Source organism: Mycolicibacterium sp. TUM20985 (genome assembly GCF_030295745.1).
Classification (GTDB): domain Bacteria; phylum Actinomycetota; class Actinomycetes; order Mycobacteriales; family Mycobacteriaceae; genus Mycobacterium.
In genome coordinates, this window is sequence record NZ_AP027291.1 from 5,451,200 (window position 1) to 5,465,481 (window position 14,282).

The following is a 14,282-nucleotide window of genomic DNA, read 5'->3' on the forward strand; positions in this document are numbered from 1 at the left end:
TCAAAGGAATTGAACTGACATGACCCTCACCACCAGCCTGACCAGCAACCTCGTCGCCGTCGAACCGGGTGCCGCCATCCGCGAGGACACGCCCGCCGGCTCCGCGATCCAGTACAGCGATTACGAGCTCGACACGTCCAGCCCGTATGCGGGCGGGGTGGCCTGGATCGAAGGTGAGTACCTCCCCGCCGAGGACGCCAGGATCTCGATCTTCGACACCGGCTTCGGGCACTCCGACGTCACCTACACGGTGGCGCATGTGTGGCACGGCAACATCTTTCGCCTCGACGACCACATCGACCGCCTGCTCGACGGTGCGCGCAAGCTGCGCCTGGACGCCGGCATGAGCAAGGACGAGATCGCCGAGATCACGAAGAAGTGCGTCTCGATGTCGCAGCTGCGCGAGTCGTTCGTCAACTTGTCCATCACGCGCGGCTACGGAAAGCGCAAGGGCGAGAAGGATCTCTCCAAGCTCACCCATCAGGTGTACATCTACGCGATCCCGTATCTGTGGGCCTTTCCCCCGGCCGAGCAGATCTACGGCACGACCGCCATCGTGCCGCGCCACGTGCGTCGCGCGGGGCGAAACACGGTCGACCCCACCATCAAGAACTACCAGTGGGGTGATCTGACGGCCGCGAGCTTCGAGGCCAAGGACCGCGGCGCCCGCACGGCGATCCTGCTGGACTCCGACAACTGCGTCGCCGAGGGACCCGGCTTCAACGTGTGCATCGTCAAGGACGGCGTGCTGGCATCCCCGTCACGAAATGCCTTGCCCGGCATCACCCGTAAGACGGTCTTCGAACTCGCGGACCAGATGGGCATCGGGGCCAGCCTGCGCGACGTCACCAGCCAGGAACTGTACGACGCCGACGAGATCATGGCCGTCACCACCGCGGGTGGTGTCACCCCGATCAACACACTCGACGGCGAGCCGATCGGTGACGGCACGCCCGGCCCGTTGACCGTGGCGATTCGAGATCGCTTCTGGGCGTTGATGGATGAGCCCGGACTCCTGATCGAGGCGATCGAGTACTGAGCCACTAGCCGAGCGAGACGAGCTCCTCGACGTCGTCGACCGGCAGCATGCCCTCGACCCAGGCGTTGACACTCATGCTGGTGAGGTTGATCCCGCCGCCATGGTTGTCCAGGAAGGCGGTATCGGCGGCGTCGCGGCCGGTCGCGATGCGCACCATCGACTGACGGGGCGCCAGGCAGGTGGCGTCGACGACCCGCCACAGCCCGTCGACGTAGGCCTCGGCAACGGCGTGGAAGTCCATCGGATAGCAGCCGGGGGCGTAGACCGCGACGAGGCGCGCCGGGACGTTGACCGCCCGCAGCAGGGCGACGACCAGGTGCGCGTAGTCGCGGCAGACACCCTGACCGGCCAGCACGGTGTCCGCGGCGCCGTCGATGGGATCACTCGAACCGGGCACGTACTGCAGCCGCGTGCCGACCCAGGACGACACCTTCTCCAGCAGCGCCGAGGACTTCGCCAGATTGCCGAATTCCGTTGCGGCGAAACCGTAGAACTTGTCGGCCTCGGCGTATCGACTGGGACGCAGATACGTCGACAGGTCGATCTCGGCGACCGACGCCGGCTCCGCCTGACCCAGGATGGTCGCCGAGTAGTTCGCGGTCACCGTGCCCTTGCCCGCCTCGAACTTGTGGATCCGGGTGCCGTGCTGGCCGACGAGTTCCATCGGCTCGACCTCGTTGCCGTTCAAGGTGAATGACAACGACTCGGTGACCTCGGCACCCGGTTGCGGGGCAATGGCAATCTGAAATTCCAGGGTCGTCGGATCGAAGACCTCGACTTGGAGCTGCGCGCCAACTTCTCGTCTCATGCGCTTACCACTGCTTTCACTACGTCGATGGGGGGAGAGACGCGGCGCGCGCATCATGTCGGGCTCATCAGTACCCGATGCGAACGATGACCAAACGTCGGCAGAAGCCTAGGGGACGATCGAGTCGACGTCCCGTCGTCGACGCGGACCGCCGTCTTGCCGGCGAGGTCGACGTCCACGCCGGGGTACTACCACCGGGACGTGGAACTATTCCTCGTCCTGATCCTGCTCGCCGCCGACCTTGATGTCCTTCAGCTCGCGCTTGAGGATCTTGCCCGTCGGATTGCGCGGGAGCTCGTCGAGGAAGACCACCTCGCGCGGCACCTTGTAGCGGGCCAAGTTGTCCTTTACGTACGCCTTGATCGCGTCCTCGTCGACCGAGGCGCCCTCGGTCTTGACGACGAAGGCGCGCAGGCGATGTCCCCACTCCTCGTCCTCGACCCCGACGGCGGTCGCCTCGACCACGTCGGGGTGTCCGCTGATTAGATCCTCGACCTCGGCGGGGAACACGTTCTCGCCACCGCAGACGATCATCTCGTCATCGCGGCCGCTGACGTAGAGCAGCCCGTGCTCGTCGAAGTAGCCGACGTCGCCGGAGGACATGAGTCCGTCGATGATCGCCTTGTGGCCACCGCCGGTGTACCCCTCGAACGGGAAGGTGTTGCCGACGAAGATCCGGCCGACCTCACCCTTGGGCACCTCCTTGCCGTCATCGTCGAAGAGCTTCACCTTCACGCCCTTGACGACCGGTCCGACGGTGGATGGGTTGATGGACAGATCCTTGGGCCTGGCGATGGTCGCGAACGCGATCTCCGTGGATCCGTACAGGTTGTAGACGACGGGCCCCAGGTCCTTGAGCGCGCGGGTGGCGAGTTCGCCGCCCAGTTGCGACCCGGACACGAAGACGATGCGAAGGCTCGACAGGTTCGGCCGCGGGCTGGTCTTCTCGAGTTCGTCGAGGATCCGGGACAGCATGACCGGCACCACGACGATCGCCGTCACGTGATGCTTCTCGACGTCGGCGAGCACCGTAGCCGGCTTGAACCGCCGCCGCAGCACGAGTGTGCTGCCGAGCATCATCGCGATGGTGGCGTGCAGGAAACCGAGCGCGTGGAACATCGGGGCGGGTAGTGACGTCACCTCGCCCGCCTTGAACGGCACGTGCGAGAGGACGCCGCCGATCGGGGCGAGCGAGGGCGGCGTGCTGCGATTCGCGCCCTTGGGAGTGCCGGTGGTGCCGCTCGTCAGGATGATGATCTTCGAGTGCGCCCCCGCCTTCGGCGGCGGGCCGGGCCTACTCCTGGCGATCAGGTCGGCCAGTGTCTCGTCGGTGCTCTCCGACGGTTCTTCGGGCTTGTCGGGGTTGGTCGCGAGGGCGCGCAGCTTGCCCAGTTCCGGGTCGGCCGCCGAGCATGCCTTCGTGTACTCGTCGTCGTGAATGATCAGCCTCGCGCCCTCGCGCTCGGAGACCTCCTTGATCTGGGGGCCGGAGAACTCGCTGTTGAGCAGGATCAGTCGGGCACCGACCTTGGCGGCGCCGTAGAGCCCGATCAGGAACCACCGGTGGTTGCGGATCAACAGCGCGACACCGTCGCCGCCGCGGACGCCCAGTCCCAGCAGTCCGTGGGCGACGGCGTTGGCCGCGGCGTCGAGTTCACCGAACGTCAGCTCGCCGTCGTCGTCGATGATTGCCGTGCCGTGGGGGTTCCGCCGGGCGTTGAGCGCCGGGATCATGCCGAACTCACCCCAGCGCCGGATGTCGGCGATCATGGCCGCCACGTTTTGCGGCGGCTCCAGCTTGAGGGCGCCCGCCTCGAACATCTTCCTGGCGTAGTGCAGCTCGGCTGAGCCGCGCTCGAGGTACTGCTGAACCTTGGCCGCCGCCTGCAGGGGAAGCTCGGTGAGGTGTGGCATCGCCCCACAATATGTGACGGCGGTCGCAGACGGGCCAGGGTGCGCATCCCACTTCCCGTCGCTCCGCCCGGCTGGGTGCACAACTAGCATCGACGGCATGGCGTCGACTTCGCTGTCCATGGACATCGGCGGTCGGCCCCTGCGGGTAACCAATCCGGACAAGATCGTGTTTCCGGACGCGGGTGTGACGAAGCTGGACCTGATCGAGTACTACCTCGCCGTCGCCGACGGTGCCCTGCGCGGGGTCGCCGACCGACCGATGATCCTCAAGCGATTCGTCAAGGGCATCACCGAGGAGGCCGTCTTCCAGAAGCGGGCTCCGGAGAAGCGACCGGACTGGATCGAGGTGGCCGAACTCAAGTACGCCTCCGGCACGTCGGCCAAGGAGGCCGTCCTCACCGATGCGGCCGGCCTGGCGTGGGCGATCAACCTCGGATGCGTCGACCTCAACCCCCATCCGGTCCGCGCGCACGACCTGGAGCATCCCGATGAGCTCCGCGTGGACCTCGATCCCATGCCCGGCGTGGAGTGGCCGCAGATCGTCGACGTCGCCCTGGTGGCCCGCGACGTGCTCACCGAGTACGGGCTGACGGCCTGGCCGAAGACCTCGGGAAGTCGCGGCTTCCACGTGTATGCCCGCATCGAGCCGCGCTGGACCTTCCGCGAGGTACGCCTGGCTGCCGAGACCATCGCGCGCGAAGTCGAAAGGCGCGCACCGAATTTGGCGACCAGTCGGTGGTGGAAGGAAGAACGCGAGGGCGTCTTCGTCGACTTCAACCAGAACGCCAAGGACCGGACGGTCGCGTCGGCATACTCGGTGCGCTCGCGGCCCGACGCCCGGGTGTCGACCCCACTGCGGTGGGACGAGGTGCCCGGGTGCAGGCCAGAGGCCTTCACCGTCGCGACGGTGCCCGAGCGCTACGCCGACATCGGCGATCCGTGGGCCGGCATGGACGACGCGAGCGGCGGCTTGGAGGGCCTGCTCGTTCTGGCGAAGGAGTTGGGACCGGCCGAGAAGGCGCCCAAGGGAGCCCGGCGCGGCGATGATTCGACGCACCGCAGAGTGTCGGCGATGCCGCTGATCGAGATCGCCCGCACCAAGACCAAGGACGAGGCGATGGCGGCACTGGAGACGTGGAAGACCAAGTACGCCTCCGCCGCAGCGCGATTGGAGCCAATCGACGTCTTGGTCGACGGCATGCGGGGCCCGAGTTCGATCTGGTACCGCATCCGCATCAACCTGCAGCACGTCCCTGAGGCTCAGCGACCGCCGCAGGAAGAACTCATCGCCGACTACTCGCCATGGGCGAAGTACTCGGGCGCCCAGTGGCACGAGCGGTGAAACCCGCGAGAACCGTTTGCTGATCGGGGCCCCCACGGACTCTTAACGATGTTTTAGGAGTTACTCCCCGGTACCTTATTTTGGGCGCTTACCTTGGGATTCACGTCGGAGTGACGGCATCGCCGCCTTCTCACTCGGCAACCACCGAAGGGAGGCAGTGCCATGACAATCGACAGCACCAGCCCAGCAACGAAATCCCGCTTCCGCTATGGAAACCCGACGGTCGAGTGCAACGGCGCCGAACTCCACAAGCAGTGCCGGCAGCTCGCCACCGTGCTGACCATCTCCGGTGCCATCGACGAGGTGAACGTCGAAGTCGTTGCCGCACAAGCCAAGGGCTGCATCATCGCCGAGAAGCCGTTCATCCTCGATCTGAGTGGTGTGACGTCCTTCGCTGCACAGGGCATCGCCCTGCTCGACGTCATCGACGAGGCCTGCCTCGCCGCTGGCGACGAATGGTCGTTGATCGTCAGCCAGCCGGTGTCGCGCACTCTGCGCCTCTGCGGCGTCGACGAGATCTTCCCCGCCGAGGCATCGGTCGCAGACGCGCTGCACCATTTCTCGGACGTCGCAGGCCAGCGCCGCCGAATCCTGCCCATCCTCACCAAGTCCGCCTGAGCGAAGGAATCACGACATGCTGATCGACGTCCGCTGGCTACGTTTCCTGCTGCAGCGCCACTTCAGGCCCGCCGTGGTTCAGCCCATCGGCTGATCCGCCCGGCGCACCCGGCGAGAATGCCCACCTTCGCGAGGAGGTGGGCATTTCCATGTGAACACCTTGGTTCGAACTTTGAGAACGCCGGGTACAGCACCCTGGCGGCGCCAACGACGGTGGCGTCATCGGGCGGAGGTCGGGGTCATGAGTTCTCGCGAGGATACGACGGCGCAATCGGCCGACACCCGCCACACTGCGCCGGGCCAGCTCACCGGCGCGGTCGTCATGGTGGCGCTGGTATCGGCGGTGTCGGGGATGTTGTACGGCTATGACACGGGCATCATCTCAGGTGCACTGCTGCAGATCACCGAGGATTTCGGTCTTGCCGAGTCCTGGAAGCAGGTCATCGCGGCCAGCATCCTGCTCGGGGCGGTCATCGGCGCGCTGACGTGCAGCTACCTGTCCGAGCGGTGGGGCCGCAAGCGGACGCTGGTGATGCTCGCTGCCGTCTTCGTCATCGGTGCCGTCTGGTGCGCCTTGGCGCCCAACCCCACACTGCTGTCGGTGGGTCGGCTGGTGCTGGGCTTCGCCGTCGGCGGTGCCACGCAGACCGCCCCGATGTACGTCGCCGAGATGGCCCCGCCCAAGTACCGGGGCCGGCTCGTCCTCTGCTTCCAGATCGCGATCGGCGTCGGCATCGTGATCGCCACCATCGTCGGCGCCTCGGAGTCGATCCCGTGGCGGTGGTCGATCGGTGCCGCGGCCGTCCCCGCCCTCATCATGCTGGGTCTGCTGCTGCGGTTGCCGGAGAGCCCGCGCTGGCTGGTCAAGCAGGGTAACGGTGACGACGCCCGCGCCGTGCTCGACGACGTCCGGCCCTCGGGCTACGACGTGGACGGCGAACTCGACGAGATGGCGGCGCTGGCCCAAGAGGAGGAGACCGCCAAGACACGAGGCTGGTCCGGCCTGCGCAAGGCCTGGGTACGCCCGGCGCTGATCCTCGGCTGCGGCATCGCCATCTTCACTCAGCTCAGCGGGATCGAGATGATCATCTACTACTCGCCGACGATCCTCACCGACAACGGGTTCTCCGAATCCGTCGCTCTTCAAGTCTCGGTGGCGCTCGGGGTGAGCTATCTGGTCGCCCAACTGGTCGGTTTGTCGATCATCGACAAGGTCGGTCGCCGCCGGCTCACGCTAATCATGATTCCCGGTGCGGCACTGAGCCTGTTCGTGCTTGGTTGGCTGTTCGTGTCGGGCAACAGTGGCCGCGAGTCCATCCCGTTCATCATCGCCTGCCTGGTGGTGTTCATGCTCTTCAATGCGGGCGGGCTGCAGCTGATGGGGTGGCTCACCGGGTCGGAGACGTACCCACTCGCGGTCCGACCCGCCGGCACGGCGGCGCAGTCCGCGGCACTGTGGGGTACCAACCTGCTGATCACCCTCACCCTGCTCACGTTGATCAGCGGGATAGGCGTCGGCCCGGCCATGTGGCTCTACGGAGCGTTCAACGTCATCGCGTGGCTCTTCGTGTACTTCAAGATGCCGGATCTCACCGGCCGCAGCCTCGAGGAGATCGAGGGCAAGTTGAGCCGGGGCGAGTTCCGACCCGCCGACTTCGCCCGCTGATCCGTTCGGGGTGAAACCCTCAGTCCCCCAAGGCAATCTGATCTTGAACGAATTCTGCGACTCTCGCCACTCGCGGGTCGAGTTGATGGCACGCTTTCCCACATGGCTTTCAAACTCACCTACAGCGACGGACAAGAGACCCAGTACGACGATGACACGGCATGGGAGGTCGACGACGGCGTGCTCAAGATGGGGCGTCAGGAGGGCGACTGGACAGTCCTTGTCTCTCCTAGTCACTGGGCAGTGATCGAGGTGGCCGGCGCACGCCTGCACGACGACGACTCGGCCGACGACGAGACCAAGGACAAGGACAAGGACAAGGACAAGGACAAGGACAAGGACAAGGACAAGGACAAGGACAAGGACAAAGAGAAGCACGAAGACAAGCACGAAGACAAGGACAAGGACAAGGACTGAACCGGGCTGCGACACCCAAACCCGAACCCGTCACCGCGTGTCTTGGACGTTTGCGCTGCCCGCTCCGCGGGAAACGCGACTTCAACCGGGACACACCCGGGGATACGAAGGGAGCGGTGATGAGTGTGAGCTCAACGCCGACCGAGAACGCCTCGACCGGTGAACTAATCACCCAGCTGACCGCGCAGACGTCGCGGCTCGTTCGCGACGAGATCCGGCTGGCACAAAAGGAATTCCAGGAATCGGCCAAGCATGCCGGCATCGGTGCTGGACTCTTCAGCGTCGCGGGGGTGTTCGCCGTCTTCGGCGTCGCGACGCTGATCGCGGCGGCGGTCGCCGCCCTCGCGCTCGTCCTGCCCGTGTGGGCGGCGGCGCTGATCGTGGGCGTCGTGCTGCTGGCCGCAGGCGGCATCGCGGCACTGTCCGGCAAGCGACAGATTCAGGAGGCGTCGCCCGTGCCGGAGCAGACCGTGGCCAACGTCAAGGAAGACATCCAGGAAGTGAAGGACGCCCGCCATGACCGGACCTGACCACGCACAGCCCCAGCCGGGGCCAGACGCAGGCCTCGACGATCTCCAAGCCGACATCGAGCGGACACGCGCCGAGCTGGGCCAGACCGCCCAGGCCCTGACCGACAAACTCGACGTCAAGGGGCGCGCGGTCGGCGCCGCAGCCGACGCCAAGGATGCCGCCATCGAGAAGGTTGGCGCCGCCAAGAAGGTCGTCGTCGAGCACACCACCAACGCCGACGGCTCGGTCCGGTCTGCCGTGCCGTCCACCGCCGCCGCCGTGGTCGCCGTCGTCGCGGTAATCGTCGGCGTCATCCTGTGGCGGCGTCGATGATGGCCAGCAGCGCGCCGTCCACTACGGCCAAGGTGCTCTACCGCCCCATCGGCCTCGTCGGGTCCATCCTGGGGGGCCTGATGGCTGGCGCCATCTTCAAACAGGTGTGGAAGCGCGCGGCGCCCGGCGACAAGTCCGATCCTCCGACCGCGCTTCAGACCGAGTATCCGTTCAAGGAGATCCTGCTGGCGGCGGCCATCCAGGGTGCGATCTACTCCGTGGTCAAGACGGTGATCGACCGACAGGGTGCCCGCGCGTTCCAACGGTTGACCGGCGAATGGCCCGGCAGCTGACCGACTAGAGACGACACGAAAATGCCCGTCTCCGAGCGACTATCGCTCGGAGACGGGCATTCATTCGTGTCGGTGCCTGCCCCCGGGGGGGCTAACTACTGCCAGACCCTGGGTCAGTAGTTGTTGCAGCTCGTTGCCACCGAGTTGATCAACCCGTTGTACTGCGCTGCCTGCGGGAAACTCCGGACGAAGTCGATCTTCTGCTGACGCTCGGGTGAGGCCGGGGGCGCTGCAATGAGCCCCGCCAGGAACCCGTTGGCCGCCGGATCGCTGGCCAGCGCGTTCGCGGCAACCGGATCCTGAGCGTTCAGTGCGGCCATCACCTGGGGATAGGTGCACGTCGAGTTGACGATCGCCGCGTCACCGGGGGCTGCGGACGCAAGCCCGCTTCCCGCCATCGCGGCGAGCGCCAGACCGCCGAGTCCAGCAGCCACCTTCGTTGTCAAAGCCATTTCGTCCACCTTCCGACACGTGTATACGACGGCATCATCGAAGTGTCGTCACAGAGTTTAACCGTCACAGCCACCGCTCGCGTTACATCATCGCTGCCAGCGAAATCGCCGACACGCCGGTGAAATGCGACGGACTTAGCCAAAATGGGCCACGAATACCGCTCGCCTGGGGCTGCCGACGGTCAGCCCGAGGCCGGGGTTTGGGCTGCCCGCGACCGGGAAGACGTCGGTCGTGGTCGTGGGGATGCGTTGGACGTGGTGACGGTCAAAATCGGCACCTCGGGCTGGTCGTACGCGCACTGGAACGGTGTGCTGTACCGACCCGGGCTTGGGGCAACCGCCCGATTGTGTCGGTACGTCGAGGAGTTCGACACCGTCGAACTGAACGCGAGTTTCTATCGATGGCCGCAGTCGTCGTCATTCGCGCGGTGGCACGAGCGCCTGCCGCCCGGCTTCACGTTCTCGGTCAAGGCGCATCGCGGACTGACGCACTTCCGTCGCCTACGGGACCCCGAGGAGTGGGCCGAGCGCATCGCCTCGGCCTGGCAAACCCTCGGCGACCGTCCCAAAGTGCTGCTCGCGCAACTGCATCCCGATCAGCAGCGCGACGACGCCCGCTTGGCATGCTTCCTGGACTGCATGCATGGGGTCCGCGTTGCGGTGGAGCTACGCCACCCGTCGTGGAACGATCCCGCGGTCTACACACTGCTGGAACGACACGGTGCCGCCTACGTCGTCACCAGCGGCGCCGGGCTGCCCTGCGTCCTACGGGCCACCGCCGACTTCGTGTACGTCCGCATGCACGGACCCGATCGCCACACGATGTACACCGGTTCGTACTCCAAGGAGGACCTCCGGTGGTGGGCCGACCGGATCGGAGAGTGGATGGCACAGGACCGCGACGTCCTGGTGTACTTCAACAACGACGGCCACGGCTACGCCGTGGACAACGCGCGGGAACTCATTGGGCAGGTCGGCGGGGGATGAATCGACCACGCGTCACGGGTCAGTCGAGACGCCGCAGCGAAAGCAACTCCGAAGTCACCGCGGACGTCGACAGCGCCTTGCCGATGCGGTCGGACTGCTCCTCGGCCTGACGCCACGGGCGCTCGCCGCCATAGCGTTCGCCGAGGCGGGCGGTGACGGCGTCGACCCGCTCGTTCCACTCGTCGGGAACCGGGCCCAGATCGCCCGTGCCGCGCCATGCGTCGATGCGCAGTCCGGCGCGCGCGATCAAGTCCTCGAGCACCTCGACGGTCGGAAAGTTGTTGCCCTCCGGGTGATCATCAATGACGGGTTCACGGGCCACCAGCACGAGCAGTCCGATTCGGCCGGGTGGACGCACGACGCGGCGCATCTCGCGCAACAGCGAGAGCTGCGTCTCGGTCGTGCACAACACGCCGAGAGCCCATCCGGCGCAGACGGATTCATCAGCGATCGGAAGCGCCGAGGCGTCGGCGCGCGTCACGGGGTAGTCGAACAACGCCCGCGAGGCGCGGCAGGCTCCGGCCTCGGGCTCGACGAGCACGGGCGCGACCGATCGCGCGCCCACCGCGTAGGCCGCCGGCCCGCCGATGCCTGCGCCACAGTCCAGCAGGGTTTCACCCGCAGCGAGGTCGAGGTGGTCGATCAGCCAGTCGAGGGCGGCGGGGCTACCGCTCCCCCGACACCCCGCCGGGACGAAGTAGTCCTCGCCAAGGTCGAGCGCGACCCGCGCCGTCCATTCCGCGACGGTGTCGAACTCGGCTGACATCGCCTCGCTCATCGGGTGAGCGCCGTTCGGATCCGGGCGCCGACTTCGGCCTTGATCTCGGCACCGACGTGCGGGCCACTGGCGGATGCCAGGCCGGACAGGTTGACGCCCTCGATGCCGTCGATCTTTAACAGCGCGCATGCCTCGGCGACGGCCGCCTCGATTCCCGCCTCGACCGGATCGGCTGCGTTCACTACGTCCTCCACCACTCGTTGATCGACGTCGAGGCCGGGCAGACCCTGAAGGATCGCGGCCGACACCACGTCGGTGAACACGGCCACCCCCGCCAGTACCGGGATCACCAAACCGGCCGACGAGGAGGCCTCCATGAACCGTGCCGCCGCCTGCGGCTCGGGCACGTGATTGAGCACCGCGAGGCTGGCCCCGGCGCGCTGCTTCTGGACGAGGCGGCCCGGCCGGGCGCCAGTAGGTGGCGCCGTCGGCGTCTCGGGGACCGCCGCCGCCATGCCCACCGAGGCAGCCAGCGCGACCAGACGCGGTCCGTCGAGGTCGAAGGTCTGCGTGACGTCGGGGCGTACGTCGTACCCTCGGCCGTCGCCGGTGACGCAGAGGACGGTGCGGACGCCGGTCAATCTCAGGCCGTGCAGTTCCTGCTCGAGCACGATCCGGTTCCGATCGCGGCACGATAGCGTAATCCATGGCGTGACACCGCTTTCCAGCAGCAACCGACCCATCACCGTCGGAGGAAAGTCGGGCCGGTTCTGGTGTTCGCCGACCAGCACGGCGTCACACGATCTCGCCAACAAGGCCGCAGTTGCGGCAACGTCCGCCGGATCGTAGGGAGCACAGCTGAAGTCGGAGAGAATAAGAGGTGCCTCGACCAAAGGGGCGGCGACGTCGGGACCAGGCCAAGCCACGATGCCATCGAAGGAGCATGGGCCGGCACGCATTTCGCACTGCCCATCAGGTCTGACCCCTCCGCAGGGTCCGAATTCCATCCGCTTGGGGCAACTCTCGTCCATCGACTTCTCCGCCGAGTTAGGGCTTGAGGATGATCTTGACGGCGTCGTCCTGCTTCTTCTGGAAGATGTCGTACGCGTGCGGAGCGTCGTCGAGCGGGATGACGTGACTGGCGAAGGTGTCAACCCCCAGGGGGTCGTCGTCGGTGAGCAGCGGCATGATGTCGTCGACCCAGCGCTTGACGTTCGCCTGGCCCATCCTGACCTGGATCTGCTTGTCGAACATGGTCAGCAGGGGAAGCGGGTCCGCCGTGCCCCCGTAGACACCGATGATCGAGACCGTGCCACCGCGCCGGACGACGTCGATCGCCGAGTACAGCGCGTCGAGACGGTCGACGCCGGCCTTCTCCATCATCGGCTTGGCGATGGCGTCGGGGAGCAGGGCGGTCACGTCTTGGACGGCCTTGGCCACCGGCGAGCCGTGCGCCTCCATCCCGACTGCGTCGATCACGGAGTCGGTGCCCCGGCCGTCGGTCATCGAGCGGATCGCGTCGCCGACCGGGAAGTCGATCTCCCGCAGGTCGACGGTGCGGATTCCGCGCGCGGCGGTACGGGCGAGCCGCTCCGGCACCATGTCGACGCCGATGACGTCATAACCGAGGTGGTGGGCGATGCGCGCCGCCATGTCGCCGATCGGCCCGAGTCCCAGCACCGTCACCGATCCACCATCCGGAATCCCGGCGTACTGGACCGCTTGCCAAGCGGTCGGCAGCACGTCGGACAGATACACGAAGCGCGAGTCCGGCGGGCCGTCGGGCACCTTGATGTGGGTGAACTGCGCCTGGGGGACGCGCAGGAGCTCGGCCTGCCCGCCCGGAACCGCGCCGTAGAGCTCCGAGAACCCGAACAAGGCCGCACCCATTCCCTGATCGCGCACCTGCGTGGTCTCGCACTGCGTGTAGAGCTGCGCATCGCACATGAAACAGCTGCCGCACGAAATCTGGAACGGGATGACGACGCGGTCACCCACGGAGAGGTTGGACACGCCCTTTCCCACCTCGCGGACGATGCCCATTGGCTCGTGACCCAGCACGTCGCCCGGTGTCATGAAGGCGCCGAGCACCTCGTAGAGGTGCAGATCAGACCCACAGATGTTGGTGGACGTGATCTCGACGATGGCGTCGGTCGGCTCCTCGATCTTCGGATCGGGAACCTGCTCGACCCTCACATCGCGCTTGCCGTGCCAGGTGACTGCCTTCATTACCACTCCCGTTTCGTCGTCCGACACTCCCAAGGGGGTGTCCATGACTGCCACGTACCCGTGGTGAGTGAGCCAAAACGTCGGTGCGGGTGGGCAAAAACGGAATGTAGTGAACTCGGTTGCCTAGTAACGACTTTGACGAACCGCTCCGCCGCGCGGCGGGCTACTCGGCGACGAGTTTATCGCTGTCGACGAAGACGAGGTCGTCATCGTCGAGCATGACTGCCCAACGGCGTGCCGCGGGGGCAATCTGATGGCCGCCGATTTCGACGGCGACGCCGACGAAATTCCCGAAGTCGTCGACCACGACACCGTGGGCCTCACGCTCGGTACCGGGGAACACCCGTACCCGCGCGGTGATCGCGACGCCCTCGGGCGCGTTCCCATCGCCCGCCTCTGCGACTTCACTCATGACCCGTCCTGTCTGCGAAAGTTCGCTCGTCGTTCGCATTCTCGGCCAACCGGGGGCGAGTGAGGGGCACTTCGGTGGATATTGACCCCAACGCAATCCACCCGGGCATCCCACGGGGTCGATCGTCGGGCCGGGGAACGCGGGCACAGCCGGGGACGGGTGGACTCCCGCAGGCGCTGCTGCTCGGCGCCTCGACTACCACCCGCAGGGTCGATACAGGTCATCGACGTCCTCGGCCGACACGTCCAAGGCGACCCGATCGGCGGGGCCGGTCGATGGCCGGCGTCAGCTCAGGATCGAATCGGGATATGAATCGGACAGTGCGGCAGTGCCATTGGCGGACCGCAAGCTACGCATGATTCGCTGGCGCCGGAAGGCGACCCGGGGTCCGGGGGCGCCCATCGTTCGGTGCGCCCTTGGAAGCACGATTGCAGAACCGCCAAGGGCTGGAGAGTTCGCATTCCGGAATACGTTCACTCCGTGGCTGACGCTACACGGTTTCACACCGCCACGAACAGGGGCTTTGGCCCCGATCCTCCAAATA

At 66.4% G+C, this 14,282-nt stretch carries 16 protein-coding genes; 9 read left to right on the forward strand and 7 right to left on the reverse strand.

Features of this window, described 5'->3' with window-relative positions:
* The first annotated feature begins 19 nt into the window (after positions 1-19).
* The gene (locus QUE68_RS26550; protein ID WP_284234771.1) at positions 20-1,039 is read left to right on the forward strand and encodes an aminotransferase class IV; all 1,020 of its coding nucleotides are present in this window, start codon (positions 20-22) and stop codon (positions 1,037-1,039) included.
* 4 nt (positions 1,040-1,043) lie between these two features.
* Here the strand turns inward: QUE68_RS26550 and QUE68_RS26555 are convergent, their stop codons facing one another.
* The gene (locus QUE68_RS26555; protein ID WP_284229595.1) at positions 1,044-1,847 is read right to left on the reverse strand and encodes a transglutaminase-like domain-containing protein; all 804 of its coding nucleotides are present in this window, start codon (positions 1,845-1,847) and stop codon (positions 1,044-1,046) included.
* A 207-nt stretch (positions 1,848-2,054) separates the two neighbouring features.
* The gene (gene fadD2 / locus QUE68_RS26560; protein ID WP_284229597.1) at positions 2,055-3,761 is read right to left on the reverse strand and encodes a long-chain-fatty-acid--CoA ligase FadD2; all 1,707 of its coding nucleotides are present in this window, start codon (positions 3,759-3,761) and stop codon (positions 2,055-2,057) included.
* A 97-nt stretch (positions 3,762-3,858) separates the two neighbouring features.
* On the opposite strand from fadD2, the gene ligD reads away from it, so the two are divergent.
* The 7 genes from ligD to QUE68_RS26595 all read left to right on the forward strand — a co-directional run bounded on the left by ligD (position 3,859) and on the right by QUE68_RS26595 (position 8,940).
* Positions 3,859-5,103 carry a non-homologous end-joining DNA ligase gene (ligD, locus tag QUE68_RS26565; protein WP_284234770.1) on the forward strand — a complete coding sequence of 415 codons (1,245 nt, stop codon included), beginning with the start codon at positions 3,859-3,861 and terminating at the stop codon, positions 5,101-5,103.
* A gap of 162 nt (positions 5,104-5,265) precedes the next feature.
* Positions 5,266-5,721 (forward strand): STAS domain-containing protein, encoded by a 456-nt coding sequence (locus tag QUE68_RS26570; protein ID WP_284229600.1) that lies wholly within the window; start codon positions 5,266-5,268, stop codon positions 5,719-5,721.
* Between the two features lie 241 nt (positions 5,722-5,962).
* Positions 5,963-7,387, forward strand: coding sequence for a sugar porter family MFS transporter (locus QUE68_RS26575; protein ID WP_284234769.1), 1,425 nt, complete (start codon positions 5,963-5,965; stop codon positions 7,385-7,387).
* Between the two features lie 102 nt (positions 7,388-7,489).
* A complete protein-coding gene (locus QUE68_RS26580; protein WP_286274693.1) occupies positions 7,490-7,804 on the forward strand; it encodes a hypothetical protein in 315 nt (104 codons plus the stop codon).
* Between the two features lie 119 nt (positions 7,805-7,923).
* Complete coding sequence (locus tag QUE68_RS26585) at positions 7,924-8,334, forward strand: phage holin family protein (protein WP_284234767.1); 411 nt, start codon at positions 7,924-7,926, stop codon at positions 8,332-8,334.
* Positions 8,321-8,647 carry a DUF3618 domain-containing protein gene (locus tag QUE68_RS26590; protein ID WP_284234766.1) on the forward strand — a complete coding sequence of 109 codons (327 nt, stop codon included), beginning with the start codon at positions 8,321-8,323 and terminating at the stop codon, positions 8,645-8,647. Before QUE68_RS26585 ends, QUE68_RS26590 begins: the two co-directional genes overlap by 14 nt.
* Positions 8,644-8,940 (forward strand): DUF4235 domain-containing protein, encoded by a 297-nt coding sequence (locus tag QUE68_RS26595; RefSeq protein ID WP_284234765.1) that lies wholly within the window; start codon positions 8,644-8,646, stop codon positions 8,938-8,940. The genes QUE68_RS26590 and QUE68_RS26595 overlap by 4 nt, the downstream gene beginning before the upstream one ends.
* Before the next feature lie 113 nt (positions 8,941-9,053).
* On the opposite strand, the gene QUE68_RS26600 is transcribed toward QUE68_RS26595, so the two are convergent.
* Positions 9,054-9,392 (reverse strand): hemophore-related protein, encoded by a 339-nt coding sequence (locus tag QUE68_RS26600; protein ID WP_284234764.1) that lies wholly within the window; start codon positions 9,390-9,392, stop codon positions 9,054-9,056.
* Positions 9,393-9,650: 258 nt separating this feature from the next.
* Between QUE68_RS26600 and QUE68_RS26605 the strand changes: the two genes are divergently transcribed.
* A complete protein-coding gene (locus QUE68_RS26605; RefSeq protein ID WP_284236107.1) occupies positions 9,651-10,379 on the forward strand; it encodes a DUF72 domain-containing protein in 729 nt (242 codons plus the stop codon).
* A gap of 19 nt (positions 10,380-10,398) precedes the next feature.
* Here QUE68_RS26605 and QUE68_RS26610 read toward each other — a convergent pair whose 3' ends face one another.
* The 4 genes from QUE68_RS26610 to QUE68_RS26625 all read right to left on the reverse strand — a co-directional run bounded on the left by QUE68_RS26610 (position 10,399) and on the right by QUE68_RS26625 (position 13,738).
* Positions 10,399-11,157 carry a class I SAM-dependent methyltransferase gene (locus QUE68_RS26610; protein WP_284234763.1) on the reverse strand — a complete coding sequence of 253 codons (759 nt, stop codon included), beginning with the start codon at positions 11,155-11,157 and terminating at the stop codon, positions 10,399-10,401.
* A complete protein-coding gene (locus tag QUE68_RS26615; RefSeq protein ID WP_284234762.1) occupies positions 11,154-12,128 on the reverse strand; it encodes a methylenetetrahydrofolate reductase in 975 nt (324 codons plus the stop codon). The genes QUE68_RS26610 and QUE68_RS26615 overlap by 4 nt, the downstream gene beginning before the upstream one ends.
* A 16-nt stretch (positions 12,129-12,144) precedes the next feature.
* Positions 12,145-13,326, reverse strand: coding sequence for a zinc-dependent alcohol dehydrogenase (locus QUE68_RS26620; RefSeq protein WP_284236105.1), 1,182 nt, complete (start codon positions 13,324-13,326; stop codon positions 12,145-12,147).
* Between the two features lie 163 nt (positions 13,327-13,489).
* Positions 13,490-13,738 carry a hypothetical protein gene (locus tag QUE68_RS26625; protein ID WP_284234761.1) on the reverse strand — a complete coding sequence of 83 codons (249 nt, stop codon included), beginning with the start codon at positions 13,736-13,738 and terminating at the stop codon, positions 13,490-13,492.
* Positions 13,739-14,282 lie beyond the last annotated feature (544 nt).

Bases quoted from the DNA above. Each gene is read 5' to 3' on its own strand.
- QUE68_RS26550 (WP_284234771.1), top strand. From the start codon at position 20: ATGACCCTCACCACCAGCCTGACCAGCAACCTCGTCGCCGTCGAACCG.
- QUE68_RS26555 (WP_284229595.1), bottom strand. From the start codon at position 1,847: ATGAGACGAGAAGTTGGCGCGCAGCTCCAAGTCGAGGTCTTCGATCCG.
- fadD2 (WP_284229597.1), bottom strand. From the start codon at position 3,761: ATGCCACACCTCACCGAGCTTCCCCTGCAGGCGGCGGCCAAGGTTCAG.
- ligD (WP_284234770.1), top strand. From the start codon at position 3,859: ATGGCGTCGACTTCGCTGTCCATGGACATCGGCGGTCGGCCCCTGCGG.
- QUE68_RS26570 (WP_284229600.1), top strand. From the start codon at position 5,266: ATGACAATCGACAGCACCAGCCCAGCAACGAAATCCCGCTTCCGCTAT.
- QUE68_RS26575 (WP_284234769.1), top strand. From the start codon at position 5,963: ATGAGTTCTCGCGAGGATACGACGGCGCAATCGGCCGACACCCGCCAC.
- QUE68_RS26580 (WP_286274693.1), top strand. From the start codon at position 7,490: ATGGCTTTCAAACTCACCTACAGCGACGGACAAGAGACCCAGTACGAC.
- QUE68_RS26585 (WP_284234767.1), top strand. From the start codon at position 7,924: ATGAGTGTGAGCTCAACGCCGACCGAGAACGCCTCGACCGGTGAACTA.
- QUE68_RS26590 (WP_284234766.1), top strand. From the start codon at position 8,321: ATGACCGGACCTGACCACGCACAGCCCCAGCCGGGGCCAGACGCAGGC.
- QUE68_RS26595 (WP_284234765.1), top strand. From the start codon at position 8,644: ATGATGGCCAGCAGCGCGCCGTCCACTACGGCCAAGGTGCTCTACCGC.
- QUE68_RS26600 (WP_284234764.1), bottom strand. From the start codon at position 9,392: ATGGCTTTGACAACGAAGGTGGCTGCTGGACTCGGCGGTCTGGCGCTC.
- QUE68_RS26610 (WP_284234763.1), bottom strand. From the start codon at position 11,157: ATGAGCGAGGCGATGTCAGCCGAGTTCGACACCGTCGCGGAATGGACG.
- QUE68_RS26615 (WP_284234762.1), bottom strand. From the start codon at position 12,128: ATGGACGAGAGTTGCCCCAAGCGGATGGAATTCGGACCCTGCGGAGGG.
- QUE68_RS26620 (WP_284236105.1), bottom strand. From the start codon at position 13,326: ATGAAGGCAGTCACCTGGCACGGCAAGCGCGATGTGAGGGTCGAGCAG.
- QUE68_RS26625 (WP_284234761.1), bottom strand. From the start codon at position 13,738: ATGAGTGAAGTCGCAGAGGCGGGCGATGGGAACGCGCCCGAGGGCGTC.